This is a genomic window from Streptomyces sp. NPDC031274, assembly GCF_055570235.1.
On record NZ_JBVIHP010000019.1, the window covers coordinates 114532 to 137935 of the forward strand.

The following is a 23404-nucleotide window of genomic DNA, read 5'->3' on the forward strand; positions in this document are numbered from 1 at the left end:
GCGGTCCCGCTGCACTGTCAACGTATTGACTAGTTCTATTCAACATCGCAGGATGTGAATAACAAGCTCACAGCAGTCCATCACGAGCTCGCACGCAGAGCTTCACGCGAGGAGGCATCGCCATGTCAGGACCCCGCCCCGTACGCGCACCGCGCGGCAGTGAACTGAGCGCCCTGGGATGGCAGCAGGAAGCCGCCCTGCGCATGCTGCAGAACAACCTCGACCCCGAGGTCGCCGAGCACCCCGACAAGCTCGTCGTCTACGGCGGCACGGGCAAGGCCGCCCGCGACTGGCGCTCCTTCGACGCGATGGTGCGTACGCTCAAGACCCTCAAGCAGGACGAGACGATGCTCGTCCAGTCCGGCCGCCCGGTCGGCGTCATGCAGACCCATGAGTGGGCTCCTCGCGTCCTGATCGCCAACTCGAACCTCGTGGGCGACTGGGCGAACTGGGAGGAGTTCCGGCGCCTTGAGGCCCTCGGTCTCACGATGTACGGCCAGATGACCGCCGGTTCGTGGATCTACATCGGCACGCAGGGCATCCTCCAGGGCACGTACGAGACGTTCGCCGCCGTCGCCGCGAAGAAGTTCAACGGGACCCTGGCGGGCACGATCACCCTCACCGCCGGACTCGGCGGCATGGGCGGCGCCCAGCCCCTGGCCGTGACGATGAACGACGGCGTCGCGATCTGTATCGACGTCGACCCGCGCGCGATCGAGCGCCGCATCGAGCACAAGTACCTGGACGTGAAGGCCGACTCCCTGGAACACGCGCTCCAGCTGGCCGTCGAGGCACGCGACGCCCGCCGCCCCCTCTCCATCGGCCTGCTCGGCAACGCCGCGGAGCTGCTCCCGCGCATGCTCGCCGAGAGCGCGCCCATCGACATCGTCACGGACCAGACATCGGCCCACGACCCGCTCGCGTACCTCCCCGTCGGCGTCGACTTCGACGACATGGCGGCGTACGCGGCGAAGGACCCGGCGGGCTTCACCACCCGCGCGCGTGAGTCGATGGCCACGCACGTCGAGGCGATGGTCGGTTTCATGGACGCCGGTGCGGAGGTCTTCGACTACGGGAACTCGATCCGCGGCGAGGCCCAACTGGCGGGCTACGACCGGGCGTTCGCGTTCCCGGGCTTCGTCCCCGCCTACATCCGCCCCCTCTTCTGCGAGGGCAAGGGCCCGTTCCGCTGGGCGGCCCTCTCGGGCGAGGCATCGGACATCCACAAGACGGACAAGGCGCTCCTGGACCTCTTCCCGGAGAACGAGTCCCTGCACCGCTGGATCAAGATGGCGGGCGAGCGGGTCCACTTCCAGGGCCTGCCCGCGCGCATCTGCTGGCTCGGCCAGGGCGAGCGCGACAAGGCGGGCGACATGTTCAACGACATGGTCGGCAACGGCACCCTCGCCGCCCCCCTCGCCATCGGCCGCGACCACCTCGACTGCGGTTCCGTCGCCTCCCCCTACCGCGAGACGGAAGCGATGCTCGACGGCTCCGACGCGATCGCCGACTGGCCGCTCCTGAACGCCATGGTGAACGTCGCCTCCGGCGCGTCCTGGGTCTCCATCCACCACGGCGGCGGCGTCGGCATGGGCCGCTCGATCCACGCGGGCCAGGTCTCGGTGGCCGACGGCACGAAGCTGGCGGGCGAGAAGATCCGCCGCGTCCTGACCAACGACCCCGGCATGGGCGTCATCCGGCACGTGGACGCGGGCTACGACATCGCGGAGTCGGTGGCGGACGAGAAGGGCGTACGGATCCCGATGCGCGAGGAGGACGGCACCGCGTGAGCGACACCTTCCACGCCATGTGGCGCTCGCTGCGGCCCATCGGCCGCAGCGACGCCTCGGGCGGCTACCGCCGCTACGCCTGGACCGGCGCCGACGCCGAGTGCCGCCTGTGGTTCCAGGCGCAGGCGGAGGCGCGACGCCTCGACTACGAGGTCGACCGCAACGGCAACCAGTGGGCCTGGCTCGGCGATCCGGCCCAGGGTGACGCGGTCGTCACCGGCTCGCACCTGGACTCCGTCCCGGACGGCGGTGCCTTCGACGGCCCGCTGGGAGTCGTCTCCTCCTTCGCGGCGCTCGACGAACTCCGCGCACGTAAGGTGTCGTTCCGCCGTCCCCTCGCCATCACCAACTTCGGCGACGAGGAGGGCGCCCGCTTCGGTCTGGCGTGCGTGGGCTCGCGTCTGACCGCCGGGCAGCTCACGCGCGAGAAGGCGTACGAGCTGCACGACGCGTCCGGGATCACGCTCCCGCAGGCGATGGAGACGGCCGGGTACGACCCGGCGAAGATCGGCCCCGACCCCGAACGCCTGGCCCGCATCGGCGCGTTCGTGGAGCTGCACGTCGAGCAGGGCCGCGCCCTCGACCTCACCGGCGACCCGGTCGGCATCGCGTCCGCCATCTGGCCGCACGGCCGCTGGCGCTTCGACTTCAAGGGCGAGGCCAACCACGCGGGCACCACCCGCCTGGTGGACCGCCGCGACCCGATGCTGTCGTACGCGGAGACGGTCCTGGCGGCTCGCAGGGAAGCCGAACTGGCGGGCGCGGTAGCCACCTTCGGCAAGATCGCCGTGGAGCCGAACGGCGTCAACGCGATCCCGTCCCTGGTCAGGGGCTGGCTGGACTCGCGCGCGGCGGACCAGTCGACGCTGGACACGGTCGTGACGGGGATCGAGAAGGCGGCCCGCGAGTACGCGGACCGGCACGGCATCGACCTGGATGTCGTACGGGAGTCCTTCACGCCGGTGGTCGAGTTCGAGCACGCCCTTCGGGACGAGCTGGGCGCGATCCTCGGCGCCACCGCCGGCAAGAGCCTCCCCGTCCTCGGCACGGGCGCCGGACACGACGCGGGTATTTTGTCCGGGTCGATCCCCACCGCCATGCTGTTCGTACGGAACCCCACGGGTATCTCGCACTCCCCGGCCGAGTTCGCCGCCGAGGACGACTGCGTGACCGGGGTGACCGCACTGGCCGACGTACTGGAAGGGCTGGCGTGCAGGTGACGACGGATACGGCGAAGACGACCACGTACTGGCTGGAACACGCCTGGCTCGACACGAATGTCGAGCCGGGTGTGGCGGTGGAGGTGACGGGCGACCGGATCACGGCCGTCCGCAAGGGCGTCGAGGCGCCCCCGCCCGGCGCGACGGTACTGCGGGGCCTGACGGTCCCAGGCCTGGCCAACACCCACTCGCACGCCTTCCACCGGGCCCTGCGCGGCACGGTCCAGGTGGGCTCGGGCACGTTCTGGACGTGGCGCGAGGTCATGTACTCGGTGGCGGACCGCCTGACACCGGAGACGTACCACGCGCTGGCCCGCGCGGTGTACGCGGAGATGGCCCTGGCGGGCATCACGACGGTGGGCGAGTTCCACTATCTGCACCACGCGCCGGGCGGCACCGCCTATGCCGATCCCAACGCGATGGGTGAGGCGCTGATCGAGGCGGCGGCGGACGCGGGGATCCGCATCACGCTCCTGGACACGGCGTACGTGGCGTCGGGGCTCCTGACGGAGACCCGGGGCAAGCCCCCGAACCGCCACCAGCTGCGCTTCTCCGACGGCACGACGGAGGCGTGGGCGGAACGGGCCTCGGCGCTCAAGGACCGGGACCACGCCCGGATCGGCGCGGCGATCCACTCCGTACGGGCGGTACCGGCACGGCAGTTGGGAGCGGTGTCGCAGTGGGCGTCGTCCCGCCAGGCGCCCCTCCATGTGCACCTCTCCGAGCAGACGGCGGAGAACGAGGCGTGCCTGGCGGTCCACGGCCGCACTCCGACGCGCCTCCTGGCGGACCACGGGGTCCTGGGCCCCCGTACGACGGGCGTGCACAACACGCACCTCACGGACGAGGACATCGCGCTCCTGGGCCGTACGACGACGGGCACGTGCATGTGCCCGACGACGGAGCGCGACCTGGCGGACGGCATCGGCCCCGCGGTCCGCCTGCAACGAGCGGGCAGCCCCCTCTCCCTCGGCAGCGACAGCCACGCCGTCATCGACATCCTCGAAGAGGCGCGGGCGATGGAACTGAACGAGCGCCTGCGCTCGCACACGCGGGGCCACTGGACGGCGGCGGCGCTCCTGCGGGCGGCTACGGCCGATGGGCACGCGGCGCTCGGCTGGGCGGACGCGGGCGCCATCGAGACGGGCGCGCTCGCCGACTTCGCGACGGTCGCGCTGGACTCCGTCCGCACGGCGGGCCCGCTGCCGCGCCTCGCCGCCGAGACGGCGGTGTTCGCGGCCACGGCGGCGGACGTCCGCCACACGGTGGTGGGGGGCCGCCATGTCGTACGGGACGGGGAGCATGCCTTTGTCCCGGATGCGGCGGGGGCGTTGGCTGAGGCGGTGGCGGCGCTGAGAGATTGATTCATTCCCCAACCCCGCCCCTTCCCACGAACCCAGACCCCCTCCTCAAACGCCGGAGGGGCTGAGGGTTCAGCCCGTCCGGCGTTTGAGGACGAGCTCGGCGCAGCCGGCGACGGCGGTACGCGCAAGGCACGGGCCCCCGCGCCGAGCGGGTCTTCGGGAAGGGGCGGGGTTGGGGAAAGAGAAGTTGCCCAGACCTCAGCCCCCCCCTGGAGACCCCCATGCCCACCACCCTCATCACCAACATCGCCAGCCTCGTGACCAACGACCCCTCCCAGGGAGACGGCAGCCCCCTGGGCCTCCTCACGGACGCCGCCGTAGTCCTGGACGGCGACCGAATCGCCTGGGTGGGCCCCGCCGCAAAGGCCCCCGCAGCGGACACGACCCACGACGCAAAGGGCCAGGCGGCCATCCCCGGCTTCGTCGACTCCCACTCCCACCTCGTCTTCGCGGGCGACCGCACCCAGGAGTTCAACGCCCGCATGTCGGGCCGCGCCTACTCCGCGGGAGGCATCCGCACGACGGTGGCGGCGACCCGCGCCGCCACCGACGAGACACTCGAAGCGAACCTCACCCACTACCTCCGCGAAGCCCTCCACCAGGGCACGACCACCTTCGAGACGAAGTCGGGCTACGGCCTCAACACGGAGGACGAGGCAAGGGCCCTGCGCATCGCGGCCCGCCACACCGACGAAGTCACGTTCCTCGGCGCCCACATCGTCTCCCCCGACTACGCCGATGACCCGGCGGCGTACGTGGACCTCGTCACCGGCGAGATGCTTCAGGCCTGCGCGCCGCACGCCCGCTGGATCGACGTCTTCTGTGAGAAGGGCGCGTTCGACGGCGACCAGGCCCGCGCGATCCTGACGGCGGGCAAGGCGAAGGGCCTGCACCCCCGCATCCACGCCAACCAGCTCTCCTACGGCCCCGGCGTACAGCTCGCCGTGGAGCTCGACGCGGCGTCGGCGGACCACTGCACGCACCTCACGGACGAGGACGTGGACGCACTGGCGAACAGCGCGACCGTCGCCACCCTCCTCCCCGGCGCCGAGTTCTCCACCCGCGCCGAGTGGCCCGACGCCCGCCGCCTCCTGGACGCGGGCGCGACGGTGGCCCTCTCCACGGACTGCAACCCGGGTTCCTCGTTCACGTCCTCCGTCCCCTTCTGCATCGCCCTCGCCGTACGGGACATGGGCATGACCCCGGACGAGGCGATCTGGTCGGCCACGGCGGGCGGCGCTGCGGCCCTGCGCCGCACGGACATCGGTGTCGTACGCGAAGGTGCGCGCGCCGACCTCGCGCTCCTGGACGCCCCGAGCCACGTACACCTGGCCTACCGGCCGGGAGTGCCGCTGGTCAGCGAGGTCTGGCAGCGGGGGGCGCACGTTTCACCGAAACGGGTTCGCTGACTTCTCTGTCTGAGGGGCCGATGTCCGGGCAGAATCGGGTGAGTTGGAGGTGCCCGCTCGGAGGTGCTCGCTCGGAGGCGCCCGCTCGGAGGTGCTGTGTGATGGACCCTGAGCATACGGAGGTCCCTGGGCTTCCACCTGATCTGGCCACGGCCGCTCTGCTCGGCGGTGAGATGGGCAGGCTCTTCGCCGCCTACGACTGGAGTTCCCATCCACTCGGGCCGCCGTCCACGTGGTCCGACGAGCTGCGCGCCGTGGTCGCGGTGGGGCTGACGTCGCGGTTCCCGATCGTGCTGTGGCTGGGGGCCGATGATCTGTTCCTCGTCTACAACGACGCCTACATCGCCCCTCTGGGAGAGAAACACCCTGCCGCTCTGGGCAGGCGGGGGCGGGACGTCTGGTGGGACATCTGGGACTCCATCGAGCCCATGCTCACCGGGGTCATCGAGACGGGAGAGGCGACCTGGTCCAGCGACCTGTTGCTGCCGATCGTCACCGCGGGACGGCCCCAGGAGCGGTACTTCACCTTCAGCTACGGCCCGATCGTCACGGCGGCGGGCGATGTGGACGGCGTGTTCTGCGCGGTCACCGAGACCACGGAGCGGGTGCTCGGGCAGCGGCGGCTGCACATCCTGAACACCGTGGGTACGGCGCTGATGGAGACCCGCACGGCGCAGGACGCCGCCCGTGCCGTGGTGGAGGCGTGCGCGGCGCACGACAGGGACCTGCCGTTCATCGCCGTGTACGTGGAGGATCCCGACGCGCGCGTCAGCCGCCTCAGCCGGTGCACGCCCCTGGTGGCCGGACTGCTGCCCCCGTCCCTGGAAGCACTGCTGCCTCCCGCACCGGCGGAGGCGTCCAGTTCGGGCATGCCGCTGGTGGAGGGCCTGGGGACGTCGCTGCCTTCGCTGGCTTCGGTCTTCGACGCCGGGTCGTGTCCGGAGCGGGCCCTGGTGCTGCCCGTCTCCGATTCGGCGCAGGGCGATGGCGTGCCGACGGGGGCCGTGGTGATCGGCCTCAATCCGCGCCAGCCCCTCGACGACCAGTACCGGGGGTTCTGCCGGTTGCTCGCGGATCAGCTGTCGGCGGCCTTCGCCACGGCGACCTCGTACCAGCGTGAGCGGGAACGCGCCGACCTCCTCGCCGAGCTCGACCGGTCCAAGACGGTGTTCCTGACCAACGTCAGCCACGAGTTCCGCACACCCTTGACGCTGCTCCTCGGACCGCTCGACGACGCTCTGGCACAGACTCCCGGTGAGTCGGTACAGGCGGACCGTCTGCGCACCGCTCGCCGGAACGCACAACGGCTGCTGCGCCTCGTCAACTCCCTCCTGGACTTCGCGCGCGCCGAGGCCGGGCAGTCAGCCCCGGTGCGCACCCTGGTCGACCTCGGCTCGCTGACCGCGCAGATCGCCTCGTCCTTCACCGAGTTGTGCGCCCAGGCCGGGGTCGAACTGGACATCAGGTGCGACCACGTGATCGCGGACGTCGACGTCGGCATGTGGGAGACGGTGGTGCTCAACCTGCTGTCCAACGCCGTCAAGTTCACCTTCGCGGGCACCATCACGGTGCGGGTCGCCGAGGTCGAGGACAAGGCCGTCAGCCTCAGGGTCAGCGACACCGGTACGGGAATCGCCGGGGCGGACATCGGCAAACTGTTCGACAGGTTCTACCGCGCGGGCAACAACCGCGGCCGCAGCGTCGAAGGCAGTGGGATCGGCCTCTCCCTCGTACGCGGCCTCGTGGAGCTGCACGGGGGAACGGTCGAGCTCACCAGTGAGCTCGGCAGCGGCACCACCGTGGCCGTCCGCCTCCCGCCGGTCACGGAGGTCGAGCGCACGGGCCGCGGCGTCACCGCGCTTCCGGCACCACGGTCCGACAGCGACAACCCCTTTGTCGCGGAGGCGTTGCAGTGGCTCGGCCACGACGAGGGCGCACCGGAAGGCCTCGATGGCCGCACCGGCCCCGGCACGGACGGGCGGACGCGCGGCCTGGTCCTCATCGCCGACGACAACGCCGATATGCGCGCACACCTGAAGCGCATCCTGTCGGCCCGGTGGGACACCGTCGCCTTCGGTGACGGGGCAGCCGCACTTCGCGGTGCCCGCCAGCACCGCCCCGACGTCATCGTGACCGACGTGATGATGCCCGCCCTGGACGGGTTCGCGTTCGTCACCGCGGTCCGTGCCGATCCGCGACTGGCGTCGATCCCCGTCCTGATGCTCTCCGCCCGGGCGGGCGAGGAAGCGGCGGGCGAGGGCTTCGCCAGCGGTGTGGACGACTATCTTCCCAAGCCGTTCCGCTCCGCGGACCTGGTCGACCGGGTCGCCGCGCGCATCACCGCAGCCGACCGCGAGCGCGCCGAGCGGGAGCGGAGCGAGGACCGGACGCGCCGGGCCACGGCGTGGGCCGAGATCTCCGGGAGGCTGAGCGAGGCCACCTCGATCGAGGACATCCTCCATGCGCTGCTCGCCGCCCCGGGCAGCTCGTCGCAGGCCGGTGCCGCCGCGCTCGCCCTGCCGGACCATGAGCTCGGCCAGATCCGCATCTACTACGCCGGTGCGGTCCCGGCCGAGCTGCGTGACCGCTACCACACGGTCGCCCTGGACGCGCCGATCCCGGTCACCGACGTGATCCGCTCCGGCGAGCCGATGATCATTCCCGACACCGCGGCGGGCGACGCGCGCTACCGGGTTCTCGCCCGCGACTCGGAGAGCAGTGTCCGCGCCGCACTCGTCCACCCGTTGAAGGACGCGGCCGGAGCCGTCCAGGGCGCGGTGGCGTTCCTCTGGCCCGAACCGCGCCCCTTCGACCCCGCCGACGTGGAGACGTTCACCGGACTCGCGGCAACGGCCTGGACGGCGGTCGACCGCGTGCGTGGCGCGGAGCGCGAGCGCCGTATCGCCACCGACTTCCAGGACCAGCTCCTTGACCTGGACCGGCGGTCTCCCGCCGCCGTCGTGTCGGCGCTGTACGAGCCCGCGGCCGAAGCCATGCGGGTGGGCGGGGACTGGTACCTCGTCACGCCCCTCGACGACCCGGCGCGTGTCGCGGTGTCCGTCGGAGACGTCGTCGGCCACGGGCTCTCCGCCGCCACCGTGATGAGCAAGCTGCGCAGCGCGACCACCGTGTCGGCCCTGTCCGCGGCGGACCCCAGCTCCGTGCTGGAACTCCTCCAGAAGTACGCCTCCGCCGTGCCGGGCGCGGCCTGTTCCACCGTTGGATATGCCGTGGTCGACTCCCGGGCGCGCACCATCAGTTACGCCTGCGCCGGTCACCCCTACCCACTCCTTGTCCCGCCCACCGGCGCCCCCCGCTACCTCGATCAAGGCAGGTGCCCGCCGCTGGCGGCGTTCACATCCCGTGAATCCTGTCCACCGGACCTCGCCGAGTTCCCACCGGGCTCCCTGCTCATCATGTACACCGACGGGCTCATCGAGAGGCGAGGGGAGACGCTGGACGACGGGTTCGCGCGACTCGCCGCCGCGGCCGGCCGCTACCGCGACCTGCCCGTCGATGCGATCTGCGCCGAACTGCTCGGGGCCCTGGCGCCGCAGGGCGGTTACACCGATGATGTCGCCGTGCTCGCACTGCGACCGTCGGGAACCACCCCGAGCAGCTTCGTGACCGCGTTCCCCGCGGCCACCACGCACGTGCCGGACCTGCGCCACCGCCTGCGTGCGTGGCTCACCGACCTGGGCATGCCCGAGATGCTCCAGCATGACGTGCTGCTCGCGGTCGGTGAGGCGGTGGGCAACGCCATCGAGCACGGCAGCGCGGAGAACTCGGCGAACACCATCTCCGTCGAGGCCTTCGCCGACGAGGAGATGGTCTCGACGACCGTCTCGGACCCCGGCAGCTGGAGCGGTGACTCATCGGCGAGCCGCCGGGAGGCCACGCGCGGGCGCGGCCTGACCTTGATCAACGGCCTCAGCGAACACGTCCAGACCGTCCGTTCGAGCAGAGGAACAAGCGTCACCATGCACCACCGGCGAAGTCCCGCACCGGGGGCGCATGCCACATCCAGGGGAGCAACCCCATGACCGCGTCCACGTACGCCTTGCGCACCGCCCACGCAGGGGAAGAGAGCGGCGAAGGCGTGTTCGTCGTCAAGGTCACCGGCGAGATCGACATCACCAACGCCGACGACTTCGGGACGGAGGTCGGCGCGCTGCCCGGCCCACGCCCCCTCGTGCTCGACCTGAGCAACGTGCTCTATCTCGACAGCGCGGGCTTCGCCGTCCTCGACCGCCTCATCTCGGAGCGGACGGCCTGCCTCGTCATCGCCCCCGGAAGCCGGACCCACACGGCGGCGATACTGCTGGGGATGCCGCATCACGCCGGTATCGAAGCGGCGACGGCGGCGGCCGAGGGACGCCCCTGAGCGGGCTCACCCTGCCGGGCTGCTGGTTGAGGTGGCGTTGCAGAAAAGTCCCAGGTGGTCTCGGTAAAGGCGCAGGTCGTGGCGGACGCGGGTGGGACGAAATTGAGAATGCCGCTATCCCAGGTGCGCAGGTACCCAGGTGCGCGGGGCCGATATGAGTATCCGTACGGAGTTGTGTTGGCGGAGGGGTGCCTACGGTGGCGTTCATGAACGCCACCGAGCCCGCCTCCGTACCCAGCCGCAGACGGCGCGGGATCATCGCCCTCTTGGTCACGCCGGTGGTGGTGCTGTTCTGCGGCGCCTGGTACCTGATGTACGGCTGGCCGGAGCAGTACGACAGTGAGCCGCCGCCGGAGATGTTGCGGCGTATCGCGGCCGACAACCAGGACGCCTACCGTGTGCTGGATCTCGGTCCCGTGCTGAAGCCGCGGTCCGGTCCGCGGGACCCCGCTGAACACCACTCCAGCAACTCCGCCTCGACGGGCGAGTGTTACCCCGACGGCCTGGAAGCGATGAAGGACGAGCCCCTTGACGGTGTCTACAACGTCCGGCACAGCTGGACCGCCGTCAGGAAGGACGCCTCAGGGGTGCGGGCCGCCTTCGGCCGCCTGGAGGACCATCTCGCGGCGAACGGCTGGGAAGTCGACTGGAGCGAATCCATCAACAAGCGGAACTTCGGTGTGGTCGCCGACAAGGACGGCTACCGGCTGTCGATCCACTGGGAAGCAGACTTCAAGGAGGTCACCGGCCTCGGCAGCAGTCCCTGCGCCCGCTTCCCCGACCGATCGCAGGAGCGCGCCTACCGCCCCGCCGACCACTACGAGGCCCCGGACCGGCAACTGACGCCGCCTGCCCTTGTGCCCAGTGGGCGCCGCTGATCGGAGCGAATGAACTCAGGCGCCCAGTTCGCCCTCCGTGACGGCGGTGACGAAGGGGGCCCACGCGGATGCGGGGATCACGAGCGCGGGCCCGTGCGGTGCTTTGGAGTCCCGGACGGGGACGACTCCGGGGAGGCCGTCGGCTACTTCGACGCAGTCGCCGCCACTGGCGTTGCTGAAGCTGCTCCTGCGCCAGTGGGCGGCGCCAGGGAAGTGTTCGGCCACCTCGACGCACTCTCCGCCTGTTCCGTTGCTGTAGCTGCTCTTGCGCCAGAGCGCCGAGCTCAAGTCAATCTGGCTGCTGGCCATTTCGATAATCCTCTGCCGCTGTCTCGATCATGGCGAGGGACGCCTCAGGCGGTAGTGCGGCGGCCCTGAGCAGATCGTACGACCCCCTGTACTGCTTCACGAGCGGCGGATAGTCGATTAGTTGGCCGCTGTGAAGACTCTCGGTGTACACCAGTGGAGGCGCATCCGCGAAGGTCATGGCTCTGGTCATGCCCATCATGAATGGGTGGGCAGCGGTGGTTTCCGGAACGATCTGCAAAATGGATCGGGTGGACTGGACCACCTCCCCGATGTGCTCCAGCAGTTCGGCCATCTGTTCCGGTGAGAGGACCCGGCGGCGGATCACCGACTCGTCCAGGATCGCCCAGAAGGTTGGAGGACGCTCCCGCTCGAAGAGATCGGCCCGCTCCATTCGAGCGGTCACCTTTTCCTCGACCTCATCGGCCGAAGCCCGGGGCATTGCCGCCCGTACGATCGCGCGTGTGTACGCCGACGTCTGCAACAGGCCCGGGACGATCATTGGAGCCCAGTCCTCGATGCTCTCCGCGTACCGCTCCATCTCCGCGACGTCCGCGAAGTACTCGGCGTGGCCGCCCTGGCGGGCCCTGCGTGCATCTTCACAACGGCGTTGGAAAAAGCCGTCCGTCTCAAGCTTCTCGTCGACGTGCTGGGCGAGATCGAGCGGCATGCGGCGCTCACCGCGCTCGATCTGGCTGAGGAAGGGCACGCCCCGGTAGCTGCCCTCGGCCAGCCGTTCGAGCGTGAGCCCCGCCGCTTCCCTCTTGAAGCGCAACTCCGCGCCGTAGAAGGCCGGAACGCTCGCCGACGCGTCGGGATCCTTACGAGGAGGCACAACCCACCACCGCCATTTGCCAGTTACCGTGCGCAACCCAAACCCCTGTTACGTTACGCCGAGCCACAGCACTGTGTGACCGAAACATCACACAGCGCACGGAAGGCGTACCCCCCCCATGCAAGAACCCGCCCCCACCTCCACCCCCACCTCCACCCACGCCCACGCCGCCACCCCCGACTTCGAACTCACCCTGCTCGCAGTCCCCAAGGCGGTCCCCGAACTCCGCCGCACCCTGAGTCGCCATCCGCACGGGAGCCCCCACCCCGACGTGCAACTCTGCGTGAGCGAACTGCTCAGCAACGTGATCCGGCACCTCGGCGAGGGGACCCCCGTCACCGTCCGCCTCACCGGCGCGCAGGGCCGCATCCGCGTGGCCGTCACGGACCCCGACCCCCGCGCCTGGCCCCTGCTCCGAAGGGCGGGCGGCGACGACGAGACGGGTCGTGGCCTGGCCCTGCTCGACGCGGTCTCGCTGCGCTGGGGCGTGGAGCAGGGGCCCGACAGCAAGACCGTCTGGTGCGAACTGGGGGAGGGGTAGGCGGACCCCCGGGTGCGACCCTGGCCCCATGAAGACCATCGGCCTCATCGGCGGCATGAGCTGGGAGTCCAGCGCGGAGTACTACCGGCTGCTCAACGAACTCGTACGCGAACGCCTGGGCGGCCTGCATTCGGCCCGCTGCGTGCTGTACTCCGTCGACTTCGCCGAGATCGAGCGGCTCCAGGTCGCGGGCGAGTGGGAGCAGGCGGGTGAGGTCCTCGCGAAGGCGGCCGAGGGGGTGGAGGCGGCCGGTGCCGAGCTGGTGCTGCTCTGCACCAACACCATGCACAAGGTCGCCGAACAGGTCCAGGAGGCCCTCTCCGTGCCGCTTCTGCACCTCGCGGACGCGACAGCCGACGCGGTGCTGCGAGGCGGCCTGCGGCGCGTAGGGCTGCTCGGGACCGCGTTCACCATGGAGGAGGACTTCTACCGGGACCGCCTTGCCGCGCGCGGGCTCGACGTGCTGGTTCCGGACGCGGAGGGGCGTGCGCTGGTGCACCGGGTGATCTACGAGGAATTGTGCCTGGGGGTGGTGCGTGAGGAGTCTCGAGTGGGGTACCAGAAGGTCATCGACGATCTCGTACGGAACGGAGCGGAGGGGGTCATTCTGGGGTGCACGGAGATCGAGCTGCTCATCGGGCAGGAGCACAGCCGGGTGCCGCTCTTCCCGACGACAAGACTGCACGCGGAAGCGGCCGTGGCGGCAGCGACCTTGTAGCCGGGCCGGGGTGCAGAAAACAACCCACCCGCCGCCCGGCGCACGATAGACGCGGGGCAAACGGGTGGGTGGGTGGGAGACATCCGCCGCGAAGCGGCGGCTCAGTGACCCGCAAAAACGCCGAGCGGCGCGAAACCTCACTCGTCGACGGTCAGTCCCTTGCGGAGCTTGACGAGCGTGCGCGACAGCAGGCGCGAGACATGCATCTGCGAGATGCCGAGTTCGTCGCCTATCTCCGACTGCGTCATGTTGGCGACGAAGCGGAGCGAGAGGATCTTCCGGTCACGCGAGGGAAGTTCGGCGATCAGCGGCTTCAACGACTCGACGTACTCGATGCCTTCGAGTCCGTGGTCCTCGTAGCCGATGCGGTCCGCGAGCGCGCCTTCGGAGTCGTCCTCCTCGGGCTGGGCGTCCAGGGAGCTCGCCGTGTAGGCGTTGGACGCCGCCATGCCTTCGACGACCTCGTCGTTGGAGATGCCCAGGCGCTCGGCGAGCTCGCCCACCGTGGGGGCGCGATCGAACTGCTGGGCGAGTTCGTCGCCCGCCTTGGCGAGGTCCAGACGGAGTTCCTGGAGACGGCGCGGGACGCGCACCGACCAACTCGTGTCACGGAAGAAGCGCTTGATCTCGCCGACGATGGTCGGCATCGCGAAGGTGGGGAACTCGACGCCTCGGCTGAGCTCGAAGCGGTCGATCGCCTTGATCAGGCCGATGGTGCCGACCTGGATGATGTCCTCCATGGGCTCGCTGCGGGAGCGGAACCGGGAGGCGGCGAACTTGACCAGAGCGAGATTGAGTTCGACGAGAGTGTTGCGTACGTACGCGTACTCGTGCGTGCCTTCCTCAAGCGTCTCAAAGCGCTCGAAGAGGGTCTTGGACAGCGCCCTCGCATCCAGCGGCCCCACCTCCGCGTACGGCGGGATCTCGGGCAGGTCGGCGAGCCCCTCGGGAAGGGCTTCCGTCTCCGCTGCGGTCGTCAGGGCCGATTCGTCCGGCGTGGCTTCCGTGCGGGGACCCGGGATCTCGGTCTCTATACGGTTCGGTGAGGGTGTCGACGTCGCTCGGTCAGTGCGCGATTCGTCGAGCCGGGGTGACATGGTGTCCTCCATCGTTCTCGGCATATGGCTGCCGATGCCAATACGTGCACTGCGGTGTGCGGCGCCTCCAAAGCCGTCCGTGTTGATTACTGTCTCTTCTACCCCTACCCGTTTCTACAGCCCGGTCGCAAGTGCGCTCTGGCGTGAAATGTCCGAATTCAGGAGCTTGTTCGGGTACCCGAGACCGTTCGGAAGGCGTAATGTTCGGGGGCGTCATCAACAGCCACGACGGTCGGAAGTGAGTGACGGAATGGACCGCGGGACAGTCGGTAGCGCGCAGGGTGGCCGGCTTCTGGTTGAAGTTCGGGCCGAGGGCCCGAGCGTCGTCGTGACTCCGGCGGGTGAGTTGGATCACCACACCGCCGATGTGTTGCGTGAACCACTTGAGACCTGCCTCAATGACGGGTTCTCGCGACTTGTCGTCGACTGTTCGCGCCTGGAATTCATGGACTCCACCGGACTCAATGTCCTCCTGGGGGCCCGGCTCAAGGCCGAGGCCGCAGGGGGCGGAGTGCATCTGGTGGCGATGCAGCCGGTGGTCGCCCGCGTCTTCGAGATCACCGGAGCCGATGCGGTCTTCACTGTCCACGAGACGCTCGAAACGGCGTTGGCCAGCTGATCGGGCGGCCTGTTGACGGAGCGTGCGCAAGAGTTACGCGCCAGTTGTCCCTATGTGATCATCGCGTTACCAGCGTCACACAGGTCGCGTGGAATAAGTGGGTGTTCTCACCGTTCGGCCGGGCAGGAGACACCCTGGATGCGTCTACAGCGGTCCGGAAACAAATCGTTGCCAAAACAACAGCAGGAACGGTCGAGCAGTCGATGATCTCTCTTGGATTGCCGCGCCTTGTCCCGCTCCTTGTCCAGAGTCCTCTTGTCGGTGAGGTGAAGCGCTGATGAGCACCACCCGGCCTTGCTCGCCGGGCGACCGCGGTCCGGAGTCCGAGACCGTCGTCGCGGACGCTCCCGCGGACCAGGTCGCTGCGGCGGCCACGGTCCGCCAGGGGCGCCAGGTCCGCAGGCTGAGCCTGAGCGGCGCGAGCGGCATAGTGCCGCTCGCCCGGGACTTCGCGCGCCAGGCGCTCCAGGCGTGGGGCTGGCTGCCCGCGGCGGGCGCCGACCAGCGCGCGGCCGCCGAGGACGTCCTCCTCGTCGTGTCCGAGCTGGTGACCAACGCGTGCCTGCACGCCGAGGGTCCCGACGAGCTCTGGCTCTCCTCCGACAACAAGGTGCTGCGGATAGAGGTGTCCGACCACGGCGCGGGGCAGCCCGCGCCCCGTACCCCGCACCGCGCCGGTCGGCCGGGCGGGCACGGGATGTTCATCGTGCAGCGACTCTGCCTGGACTGGGGTGTGGTCCGCACCCCTGGGGCCACGGGCAAGACGGTGTGGGCGGAGCTGAGCGCGCCCGCGTAGCTCCCTGCCCTCAGAGCCCGCTCAGTTCCCCCTTGGGTTACCCGCGGTTCGCACACGCGCCGGATCACTGAGATCCGGCGCGTTCTTTGTCTTCCCTCGACAAGGCCCCGGGCGTACCTTGAGCGCCCAATCTGATGTGCCGTCAGTAAATCCGCACCGCGGCACGCCACGACCGGCATGAGGGGAACTCGAGGTGTCGTACCAAAAACGTAGGGCCGCGCTCGCGCTTGCCACGGCCTTGGCCGGCGGCTCGGCGGTGCTGATGGCCGCCCCCGCCGCGCAGGCCGAGGTCCAGGACGTCAACTACCAGTGCAAGACGCCCATCGGGAACAAGGGCGCCGTATCGCCGATCGACATCAAGAGCGTGAAGAGCGGCAGCGGCTACAAACTCACCATGTCCTTCCAGAAGGGCGTCTCCTCAAGCCCTGTGGAACTCGGCAAGGGCGCGATGAAGCCAAGTGCGCTCATCAAACTGGGCGGCGCGGAGAGCGGCACGGTGCCGGTCTCCGGAGCGCCCAACGACAAGGCGATCCCGGCCAACACCCCCATCAAGATCAGCGACCTGTCGGGGACGTACACACCGAAGAAGAGCGGCAAGGTCACCTTCAGCGCGGGTGTCCTGACCATCAAGGCGCTCGGTACGACGACGACGTGCACCCCGTCCAACAGCCCCAAGCCCTCGCTCTCGCTCGACGTGAAGGGATCGGGCGGCGGTGGCACCACGGGTGGCGGCGGCTCCGGAGGATCGAGTGACGACGGCGGCTCCGGCGGCTCCGGTGGCTCGGCCGGTACTCCCTCCGGCGGCGACGAGCTCCCGCAGACCGGACCCGCGGACTCCGCGATCGCGCTCGGCACCCTCGGCGGCACGGTGCTGCTCACGGGCGCGGCAGGCGCGCTCTGGCTGACCCGCAGGAACCAGGCGGCCCGCTCGCGCTAGGCACGGGCACGCGCATGTCGCGCACGTCAGGCACGTCGCGTACGACGAGTACGAAGATCCAGGAGCCGCCGATGCCGTCTCTGCTGTCCGTTGCCCGTGCGCTCACCGTGGCCGTGGTCTTACTGGGGACGGGTGCGGCGCAGTCGGCTCCGGTGTCCGCCGACGACTCCGGAGCGTGGTCCGTCGCGCCCTCCGCGGGAGGAGGGGCGCGGCCCGCGAAGGACGGGCGGCCCTACTTCTACGTGGAGGGCACGCCCGGATCGGTCCTGGAGGACACGGTGACGGTCACCAATCCGGGATCGAAGCCGCGCACGGTGGAGCTGAGCGGTGCGGACGCGGACAACACGCGGGGCGGCGCGTTCTCGCTGGAGCGGGGCAGGCCGACCGATACCGGCTCCTGGATCACCTTCGCCGAACGCGAGGTGAAGGTGCCGCCGCGCACCCGCGCCGAGGTGCCGTTCAGCGTGAGCGTCCCCGAGGGGGCGGTGCCGGGCGACCACCCCGGCGCGATCGTCGCGCGGGAGGGCGGCCGTGACGCCGGGGTGCGCGTGCACCTGCGGGTGAGCGGACCGACGCTGTCCGCGCTGACGGTCGAGCACGTGAAGCCCCAGGACGGGCGCATCTCGTACGACGTCGTCAACCGAGGCAACACGGTCCTGACCCCCAGGCTCACGGTTCGCGCGCAGGGCGTCTTCGGCCCGCTGCTCGACCGAGGGCCCCGCACGCTGCCGGTGGAGCTCCTCCCCGGCCGCAGGGTCACCCTCACGGAACCGTGGACCGACGCCCCCGCACTCGACTCCGCCGAGGTCACCCTCACGGTCACGGCATCGGGCGGAGCCCACGGCAAGGCGTCCGCATCGGTGCGCTTCGTGCCGTGGGCAGCGGTGGCGGGGGTGGGGGCCGGGGTGCTCGGCCTGGCTGCGGCGGGCGTCTGGTTCGTGCGCAGACGCGGAGGGGCGACGGAGGGCCAACCGCCGGACGATGGTGAACAGGCCGGTAAAGAGCGGGAGTTGGCGGGAGCGGGCACGGGAAGGGGCGAGCAACTGTGAACGTCGAGCGGGGTGGGCACAACCCCCCACGGCCCAGCACTCGAAAACGGAACAGCAAGAGGTACCTGGCCGCAGCCGCCGCGCTGGCGGCGCTCTTCGCGCCGCTGCTGCTCCCCACAGGCCAAGCCGCGGCAGCGGACAAGCCGAAGGTCACCCTCTCCCGGTCCCAGGCGGGCAAAGGCGGCGACATCACCGTCAAGGGCGAGGGATGGCGGCCGAAGGCCCTCCTGATGATGCTCGTCTGCGGCCAGTCCACCCCGGCCAGGGGCGTACCCGGCGGCACGAACTCCTGCGCCAACGACACCGGCCGCGCCGTCACCACGGACAGCGAGGGCACCTTCAGCAAGAAGCTCCCCGTGGCCGAGCCCCCGAAGCCCTGCCCCTGTGTGGTGCACGTGGCCACGGTCACGGGGGAGAAGGCCCAGGCGGACGCGGCCTTCAAGGTCGCGGGCCACCCCGTGGAGCCCCTGCCCAAGCAGCAGGGCGGCGGACAACTCTCCGTGCTGACCGACACCCGGTTGGAAGGATCGAGCGGCGTACTGACCTGGTTCGGCGCCCCGCCGTCCCGCAAGTTCACCTTCACCGTGGGCAACGTCGGCTCGGCCCCGGTCAAGAACCCGGTCTTCCAAGTGGGCAAATCCCACGGCGTGTTCGCCCCGCAGTGGGAGGAACAGCAGTGGCGCGGCACCATCGCCCCGGGCAAGAAGGCCCAGATCAAGCTCCCGGTCGAACTCTCGGCCGGAGCGCACGGCGACTACCTGGTCTCCCTGAAGTTCGGCGACAAGGTCCTCGCCGAGCAGCCCTGGGGCGTCGGCCGCCCCTGGGGTGTCACCGTCTTCTGGATCCTGCTCTGCGTCGTCGTACCGGCCGCAGTCTTCCGCATCGGCATGGCGGTGGTGGACAAGCTCCGCCCCCATCGCCGCCGTGGCGGACGCAGCCGCCCTGCGGGCCGCCACCGCACCGGCAGGCTCTCCGAACTCACCGAACGCATACCGAAGTTGCGGCTGCCCCAGGGTGCGGTCGCGGCGGACGAGGCGGCCCGTACGCCACGTACGAAGCCGCCCGGCGGGTCCGGCGACTCCGGCAAGTCCGGCAAGTCCGCCAAGTCCGCCAAGTCCGCCAAGGACACAGCCACGAACAGCACGACCACACTGCCGTGGTTCACCCCTGACACAGACCCCGGCGCCGGGACCGATCCCGCCGGACAGCTCTCCGCACCGTCAGAGAACAGCCCGACGACGAAGGGAAACACGTGATCAGCACACGACGGAGAGCGGGCGCGGCCTCGGTCTCGCTGCTGCTTGGCGGGGCGGGCATCCTGCTGGGAGCGGGGCCCGCGCAGGCGGCCGAGACCGCGTACAAGACGGAGTGCATACCGCCGTCGATCTCGGGCCTTCCACCGGTGCAGGGCACCACGAAGGTGGAGATCACCGCGCCGGCCACCGCGAAGGTGGGCGACGAGGTCGATGTCGTATGGAAGACCACGGAGGCCGCGTCCAAGAACCCGGACATCCTCGACCTGGACAAGGACACGGTGAAGCCGACCGGCACCATCAAGGTGGGCGGCGGCCAGAGCGGTGACCTGGCGGTGGCGGGCGAGCGGGTCAACCCGCCGATCAAGAAGAACAGCCCGATGATCCTGTCCGACATGAAGGGCAAGCTGAAGCTGACCAAGGCGGGCGACATCACGCTCACCCCGGACGCGTACAACATCAACGTCAGCAAGCCGATGTCGACCGACACCAAGTGCACGCCGAAGGAGCAGGTGAAGGCGGGCGCGACCATCAAGGTGACGGACGGCGGGGGCGGCTCGGGCGGCGGCACGGCGTCCGGTGGCTCGACGTCGGGCGGCAATACCGGCGGCAACACCGGCGGCGACACGGCCGGTACCAGCGGCGGTGGTTCCACCGGTGGCGGCTCCACTGGTGGCGGCTCCACTGGTGGCGGCTCCACAGGTGGTGACGACGGCGGCAAGACCGACTTCCCCGGGAAGGAAGTCCAGACCCCCTACAAGTGCAAGACGCCCATCGGTGACAAGGAAGCCACATCGCCCGTCCAGATCAACGCCAAGAAGGACGGCGGGAACTACGCCCTCACGGTGCAGTTCAAGAAGGCGGTCATGGACAGTCCGGCCGACATCCCCGCGGACTCCGTGAAGCCGTCGATGGCGGTCAAGCTGGGCGGCGCGGACAAGGGCACGGTGGCGGTGGAGGGGCCCACGAACAAGGAGCCCATCAAGTCCGGCGACCCGATGACCATCCCTGACCTGACCGGCACGTACAAGCCGGGCGCCGACGGCAAGTCGACGCTCTCGCCGGGTGTCCTCACGGTCAAGGCGCTCGGTACGACGACGACCTGCACGCCGTCCAAGTCCGAGGTGTCCCTGGAGATCGACACGGCGGCGCAGCCTGGTGGCGCGGCGGGCGGTTCGGGTTCGGCGGGCGGCGGTACCGGTTCGGCGGGCGGTTCCGGTTCCACAGGTGGCTCCGCCACGGGTGGCGGCGGCCTCGCGGAGACCGGCGCCGACGACAACGGCACGTTGCGGGCGCTCGGCCTCGTCGCGGGCACGGTGATTCTGCTCGGCGGTGCGGTCTTTACGTTCCTGCCCAGGCGGCGGGGCGGGCTGCGCTGACGTCCCGGGGCGTGGGGATCTCGGCTGCGGCGCCGTCACGGCTGATCGCGCAGTTCCCCGCGCCCCTGAAGGGGCGCTTAAAGCGGCGCTCCTCAGGCGTGCTTGCGCAGCCAGCGCAGTACCGCCTGAGGGACGGCGGGGTCCCTCAGGAGTTCGCCCCCGTGCGCGCTCCCCGGCTCGATGCGCACGGTGACGTCCCGCAGGCCCGCCACCGTCTGTGCGTGGGCGAGTTCGGTGGAGTGCGCCACGGGTACGAAGTCCGCCGCCGAGTGCGTCAGGAGCATCGGCGGGTCGTTCGTTCCCGAGGCGTGCGTCTTGGCGGCGAGGTCCTCCCACTGCTTCAGACACCGCTGCCCGCCGCGGTCCGGCGCGCACCCCGCGAGCCGTTCCGCCGCCCCCCGCAGCCTGCGCTGGGCCGGGGACGCGGCGCGCGTCCCGCCGTCCGTCCAGGCGCGTAAGGGCGAGGCGACGGGGGAGAGGGCCACCACGGCCCGCACCCGCTTGCGTCCGGCGCCGTAGGCCCCGGCGCTGACGGCGAGATGCCCGCCCGCGGACGACCCGAGCACCAGGGGAGTACCGCCGCCCCGCCGCTTGATCCACCGCAGGGCCGCGAGTACGTCGTCGCGCTGCGCGGGCCACGCGGCGTCGGACGCGAGGCGGTAGTCGGTGTCGTACACGGTGAACCCGCGCGCCGCGAACCACCGCGCCCACCCGCTCCAGTCGGTGTCCCGCACCCAGGAACCGCCGTGCAGGATCACCAGGGCGGGGCGCCGGGCCGCCACGGTGCCGTACACGGTGATGTTCTGGCGGGCGTGCTTCCCGTACGAGAAGGTCCGGCCGGGCGAAGGCTGTGAGGGCTGTGACGGCTGTGAGGGCTTCGACGGCTTCGACTGCTCGGGGGCGGCCTCGGCGGCGGCACTGGACGACAGCAACGCCAGACAGAGGGCGAGGACCGGCAACGTACGGCGCATGGCCAGATGCTGCACCGCCAGGACCCGGCACCGGCGCAGAAACGTTCTCCGTCACCGCCACGGGTTAGCGAACGATCCTCTGTTCGCGCGAGTGGACGAACCAACGCGAGTGGACGAATAAACGCGAGGGGACGAATAAACGCGAGGGCCGCCGCACCCTGGGGTGCGGCGGCCCTCGCCGTCGTTCAGCGGCCCGCGGGGCGGGGCGTGGTGGAGGTCAGTTGACGGAACCCATCATTTCCTTGACCTTCTTGCGGTTCAGATAGATGCCGAAGCCCGCGATGACCGCGATGACCGCCTCGACGGCGACCGCACCCGAGTTGTTCAGGTTGACCCCGAGCTGCGGCGAGGTCAGCAGGCCGGTGACGGAGTCGCCCGCGGTGACCGCGAGGAACCAGACACCCATCATCTGGGCGGTGTACTTCGCCGGGGCCATCTTGGTCGTGACCGAGAGGCCGACCGGGGAGAGGCAGAGCTCGCCGACGGTCTGGATGAAGTAGATCGCCACCAGCCACATCGGGCTGACCTTGCCGCCGTTGTTGGCGGTGTCGATCAGCGGGATGAGGAAGACGAGGAAGGAGATGCCGATCAGCGTGAGGCTGGAGGCGAACTTGACGGCCGTGCTCGGCTCCTTGCCCCGCTTGTTCAGCCACAGCCACGCCGAGGCGACCACGGGGGCGAGCGCCATGATGAAGATCGGGTTCAGCGACTGGTACCAGGAGGTCGGGAAGTCGAACCCGAGCAGGTTGTTCGTCGTCGAGCCCTCACCGAAGATCGACAGGGTCGAGCCGTTCTGGTCGTAGATCATCCAGAAGACGGCGGCGACGATGAAGAACCAGATGTAGCCCGAGAGCTTGGACTGTTCGAGGTTCGTCAGCTCCTTGTCGCGCTTCATGCGGACCAGGACGGTGACCGGGATGACCAGACCGGCGATGGTGAGCGGCATCAGCGCCCAGTCGGCGAAGTTGCCGGTGGCGGCGAGGAACGTGTAGAGCGCGGCGGCAACGATCAGCCAGATCAGGCCGGTGCGCAGGGCGGACTTGCGCTGCTCGACCGTCGCGGGCTTGGAGACCACGCTGCTCTCGCCGCTCAGGTGGCGCGAGCCGAGCATGAACTGGGCGAGGCCGAGCGCCATGCCGATCGCGGCGAGCGCGAAGCCGAAGTGCCAGTTGACGTTCTCGCCCACGGTGCCGATCGTCAGCGGGGCGAGGAAGGCGCCCATGTTGATGCCGATGTAGAACAGCGTGAAGCCACCGTCACGGCGCGGGTCCTCCGGGCCGTCGTAGAGGTGGCCGACCATCGTGGAGATGTTCGCCTTCAGCAGGCCCGAACCGAGCGCGACGAGCGCGAGACCGGCGAAGAAGGAGGCCGAGCTCGGCAGCGCGAGCGTGATGTGGCCGAGGATGACCACGCCGGCGCCGATGGCGACCGTCTTGCGCGGTCCCCAGAAGCGGTCCGCGACCCAGCCGCCGGGCATGGCGAGCAGGTAGACCATCGACATGTAGACGGAGTAGATCGCTGTCGCCGTCGTGGCGCTCATGCCCATGCCACCGGGGGCGATCAAGTACAGCGGGAGCAGTGCCTTCATGCCGTAGAAGCTGTAGCGCTCCCACATCTCGGTCATGAAGAGTGTGGCCAGGCCGCGGGGGTGGCCGAAGAAGGTCTTCTCAGAGCCAGGGGTACCGGCGGAGTCCTTCGTCAGGCTGGACGCCATGGGTCGATCCTCGTGGGTTCGGGACGCGCGGCAAGAGCGTGTGCGCGCCCGGTGTGGGGGGCGGTCGGCACCGGGGTCCTACCGCCCACACCCCCACGCCCGGGGGGAGTTCGCGCTCCGTGTCGAGGAAGGCGCTGGACGGCG

General features: G+C 70.1%; 20 protein-coding genes. 15 read left to right on the forward strand and 5 right to left on the reverse strand.

Going from position 1 to position 23404, the window contains the following annotated elements; all coding sequences use genetic code 11:
- The first annotated feature begins 122 nt into the window (after positions 1-122).
- The 7 genes from hutU to ACZ5CR_RS28375 all read left to right on the forward strand — a co-directional run bounded on the left by hutU (position 123) and on the right by ACZ5CR_RS28375 (position 11045).
- Entirely contained in the window at positions 123-1790 is a 1668-nt protein-coding gene (gene hutU, locus ACZ5CR_RS28345) for a urocanate hydratase (RefSeq protein ID WP_468862388.1), read from the forward strand.
- Between the two features lie 17 nt (positions 1791-1807).
- Entirely contained in the window at positions 1808-3010 is a 1203-nt protein-coding gene (locus ACZ5CR_RS28350) for an allantoate amidohydrolase (RefSeq protein ID WP_468862535.1), read from the forward strand.
- A complete protein-coding gene (locus ACZ5CR_RS28355) occupies positions 3007-4374 on the forward strand; it encodes a formimidoylglutamate deiminase (RefSeq protein ID WP_468862389.1) in 1368 nt (455 codons plus the stop codon). Before ACZ5CR_RS28350 ends, ACZ5CR_RS28355 begins: the two co-directional genes overlap by 4 nt.
- Positions 4375-4595: 221 nt before the next feature.
- Positions 4596-5783, forward strand: coding sequence for an imidazolonepropionase (hutI, locus tag ACZ5CR_RS28360; RefSeq protein ID WP_468862391.1), 1188 nt, complete (start codon positions 4596-4598; stop codon positions 5781-5783).
- A gap of 101 nt (positions 5784-5884) precedes the next feature.
- The gene (locus ACZ5CR_RS28365; RefSeq protein WP_468862393.1) at positions 5885-9826 is read left to right on the forward strand and encodes a SpoIIE family protein phosphatase; all 3942 of its coding nucleotides are present in this window, start codon (positions 5885-5887) and stop codon (positions 9824-9826) included.
- Complete coding sequence (locus tag ACZ5CR_RS28370) at positions 9823-10167, forward strand: STAS domain-containing protein (RefSeq protein ID WP_468862396.1); 345 nt, start codon at positions 9823-9825, stop codon at positions 10165-10167. Before ACZ5CR_RS28365 ends, ACZ5CR_RS28370 begins: the two co-directional genes overlap by 4 nt.
- Before the next feature lie 206 nt (positions 10168-10373).
- On the forward strand, positions 10374-11045 hold the full coding sequence (locus tag ACZ5CR_RS28375) for a hypothetical protein (RefSeq protein WP_468862398.1): 672 nt from the start codon (positions 10374-10376) through the stop codon (positions 11043-11045).
- A gap of 15 nt (positions 11046-11060) precedes the next feature.
- Here ACZ5CR_RS28375 and ACZ5CR_RS28380 read toward each other — a convergent pair whose 3' ends face one another.
- Both ACZ5CR_RS28380 and ACZ5CR_RS28385 read right to left on the reverse strand, forming a co-directional pair.
- Positions 11061-11354, reverse strand: coding sequence for a DUF397 domain-containing protein (locus ACZ5CR_RS28380; protein ID WP_468862400.1), 294 nt, complete (start codon positions 11352-11354; stop codon positions 11061-11063).
- The gene (locus tag ACZ5CR_RS28385; protein ID WP_468862536.1) at positions 11335-12186 is read right to left on the reverse strand and encodes a helix-turn-helix domain-containing protein; all 852 of its coding nucleotides are present in this window, start codon (positions 12184-12186) and stop codon (positions 11335-11337) included. Before ACZ5CR_RS28385 ends, ACZ5CR_RS28380 begins: the two co-directional genes overlap by 20 nt.
- 118 nt (positions 12187-12304) lie before the next feature.
- Here ACZ5CR_RS28385 and ACZ5CR_RS28390 point away from each other — a divergent pair, with 118 nt between their 5' ends.
- Together ACZ5CR_RS28390 and ACZ5CR_RS28395 are read left to right on the forward strand one after the other, a co-directional pair.
- Positions 12305-12727, forward strand: a complete 423-nt coding sequence (locus ACZ5CR_RS28390) for an ATP-binding protein (RefSeq protein WP_468862402.1) — start codon at positions 12305-12307, stop codon at positions 12725-12727.
- A 28-nt stretch (positions 12728-12755) separates the two neighbouring features.
- Entirely contained in the window at positions 12756-13445 is a 690-nt protein-coding gene (locus ACZ5CR_RS28395; protein ID WP_468862404.1) for an aspartate/glutamate racemase family protein, read from the forward strand.
- Between the two features lie 137 nt (positions 13446-13582).
- Here ACZ5CR_RS28395 and ACZ5CR_RS28400 read toward each other — a convergent pair whose 3' ends face one another.
- Positions 13583-14554: an RNA polymerase sigma factor SigF gene (locus ACZ5CR_RS28400; RefSeq protein WP_468862407.1), complete on the reverse strand. Its 972-nt coding sequence runs from the start codon at positions 14552-14554 to the stop codon at positions 13583-13585.
- A 238-nt stretch (positions 14555-14792) separates the two neighbouring features.
- On the opposite strand from ACZ5CR_RS28400, the gene ACZ5CR_RS28405 reads away from it, so the two are divergent.
- The 6 genes from ACZ5CR_RS28405 to ACZ5CR_RS28430 all read left to right on the forward strand — a co-directional run bounded on the left by ACZ5CR_RS28405 (position 14793) and on the right by ACZ5CR_RS28430 (position 20575).
- Positions 14793-15161: an STAS domain-containing protein gene (locus ACZ5CR_RS28405; RefSeq protein ID WP_389904580.1), complete on the forward strand. Its 369-nt coding sequence runs from the start codon at positions 14793-14795 to the stop codon at positions 15159-15161.
- A 277-nt stretch (positions 15162-15438) separates the two neighbouring features.
- Positions 15439-15957 (forward strand): ATP-binding protein, encoded by a 519-nt coding sequence (locus ACZ5CR_RS28410; protein WP_468862410.1) that lies wholly within the window; start codon positions 15439-15441, stop codon positions 15955-15957.
- Between the two features lie 193 nt (positions 15958-16150).
- On the forward strand, positions 16151-16894 hold the full coding sequence (locus ACZ5CR_RS28415; RefSeq protein ID WP_468862414.1) for an LPXTG cell wall anchor domain-containing protein: 744 nt from the start codon (positions 16151-16153) through the stop codon (positions 16892-16894).
- A gap of 71 nt (positions 16895-16965) precedes the next feature.
- Positions 16966-17943: a COG1470 family protein gene (locus ACZ5CR_RS28420; RefSeq protein WP_468862417.1), complete on the forward strand. Its 978-nt coding sequence runs from the start codon at positions 16966-16968 to the stop codon at positions 17941-17943.
- A gap of 65 nt (positions 17944-18008) precedes the next feature.
- The gene (locus tag ACZ5CR_RS28425; RefSeq protein ID WP_468862538.1) at positions 18009-19199 is read left to right on the forward strand and encodes a hypothetical protein; all 1191 of its coding nucleotides are present in this window, start codon (positions 18009-18011) and stop codon (positions 19197-19199) included.
- Positions 19199-20575: a hypothetical protein gene (locus ACZ5CR_RS28430; RefSeq protein ID WP_468862540.1), complete on the forward strand. Its 1377-nt coding sequence runs from the start codon at positions 19199-19201 to the stop codon at positions 20573-20575. The genes ACZ5CR_RS28425 and ACZ5CR_RS28430 overlap by 1 nt, the downstream gene beginning before the upstream one ends.
- Positions 20576-20667: 92 nt before the next feature.
- On the opposite strand, the gene ACZ5CR_RS28435 is transcribed toward ACZ5CR_RS28430, so the two are convergent.
- Together ACZ5CR_RS28435 and ACZ5CR_RS28440 are read right to left on the reverse strand one after the other, a co-directional pair.
- Positions 20668-21546, reverse strand: coding sequence for an alpha/beta hydrolase (locus ACZ5CR_RS28435; RefSeq protein ID WP_468862420.1), 879 nt, complete (start codon positions 21544-21546; stop codon positions 20668-20670).
- Between the two features lie 217 nt (positions 21547-21763).
- Positions 21764-23260 carry a peptide MFS transporter gene (locus tag ACZ5CR_RS28440; protein WP_468862422.1) on the reverse strand — a complete coding sequence of 499 codons (1497 nt, stop codon included), beginning with the start codon at positions 23258-23260 and terminating at the stop codon, positions 21764-21766.
- Between the last annotated feature and the right edge of the window lie 144 nt (positions 23261-23404).

What these genes read in the sequence shown, in the direction of transcription:
- ACZ5CR_RS28440 (WP_468862422.1), bottom strand. Translation starts at nt 23,260, where the DNA reads ATGGCGTCCAGCCTGACGAAGGACTCCGCCGGTACCCCTGGCTCTGAG.
- ACZ5CR_RS28405 (WP_389904580.1), top strand. Translation starts at nt 14,793, where the DNA reads ATGGACCGCGGGACAGTCGGTAGCGCGCAGGGTGGCCGGCTTCTGGTT.
- ACZ5CR_RS28390 (WP_468862402.1), top strand. Translation starts at nt 12,305, where the DNA reads ATGCAAGAACCCGCCCCCACCTCCACCCCCACCTCCACCCACGCCCAC.
- ACZ5CR_RS28375 (WP_468862398.1), top strand. Translation starts at nt 10,374, where the DNA reads ATGAACGCCACCGAGCCCGCCTCCGTACCCAGCCGCAGACGGCGCGGG.
- ACZ5CR_RS28350 (WP_468862535.1), top strand. Translation starts at nt 1,808, where the DNA reads ATGTGGCGCTCGCTGCGGCCCATCGGCCGCAGCGACGCCTCGGGCGGC.
- ACZ5CR_RS28365 (WP_468862393.1), top strand. Translation starts at nt 5,885, where the DNA reads ATGGACCCTGAGCATACGGAGGTCCCTGGGCTTCCACCTGATCTGGCC.
- ACZ5CR_RS28410 (WP_468862410.1), top strand. Translation starts at nt 15,439, where the DNA reads ATGAGCACCACCCGGCCTTGCTCGCCGGGCGACCGCGGTCCGGAGTCC.
- ACZ5CR_RS28395 (WP_468862404.1), top strand. Translation starts at nt 12,756, where the DNA reads ATGAAGACCATCGGCCTCATCGGCGGCATGAGCTGGGAGTCCAGCGCG.
- ACZ5CR_RS28370 (WP_468862396.1), top strand. Translation starts at nt 9,823, where the DNA reads ATGACCGCGTCCACGTACGCCTTGCGCACCGCCCACGCAGGGGAAGAG.
- hutU (WP_468862388.1), top strand. Translation starts at nt 123, where the DNA reads ATGTCAGGACCCCGCCCCGTACGCGCACCGCGCGGCAGTGAACTGAGC.
- ACZ5CR_RS28420 (WP_468862417.1), top strand. Translation starts at nt 16,966, where the DNA reads ATGCCGTCTCTGCTGTCCGTTGCCCGTGCGCTCACCGTGGCCGTGGTC.
- ACZ5CR_RS28400 (WP_468862407.1), bottom strand. Translation starts at nt 14,554, where the DNA reads ATGGAGGACACCATGTCACCCCGGCTCGACGAATCGCGCACTGACCGA.
- ACZ5CR_RS28435 (WP_468862420.1), bottom strand. Translation starts at nt 21,546, where the DNA reads ATGCGCCGTACGTTGCCGGTCCTCGCCCTCTGTCTGGCGTTGCTGTCG.
- hutI (WP_468862391.1), top strand. Translation starts at nt 4,596, where the DNA reads ATGCCCACCACCCTCATCACCAACATCGCCAGCCTCGTGACCAACGAC.
- ACZ5CR_RS28380 (WP_468862400.1), bottom strand. Translation starts at nt 11,354, where the DNA reads ATGGCCAGCAGCCAGATTGACTTGAGCTCGGCGCTCTGGCGCAAGAGC.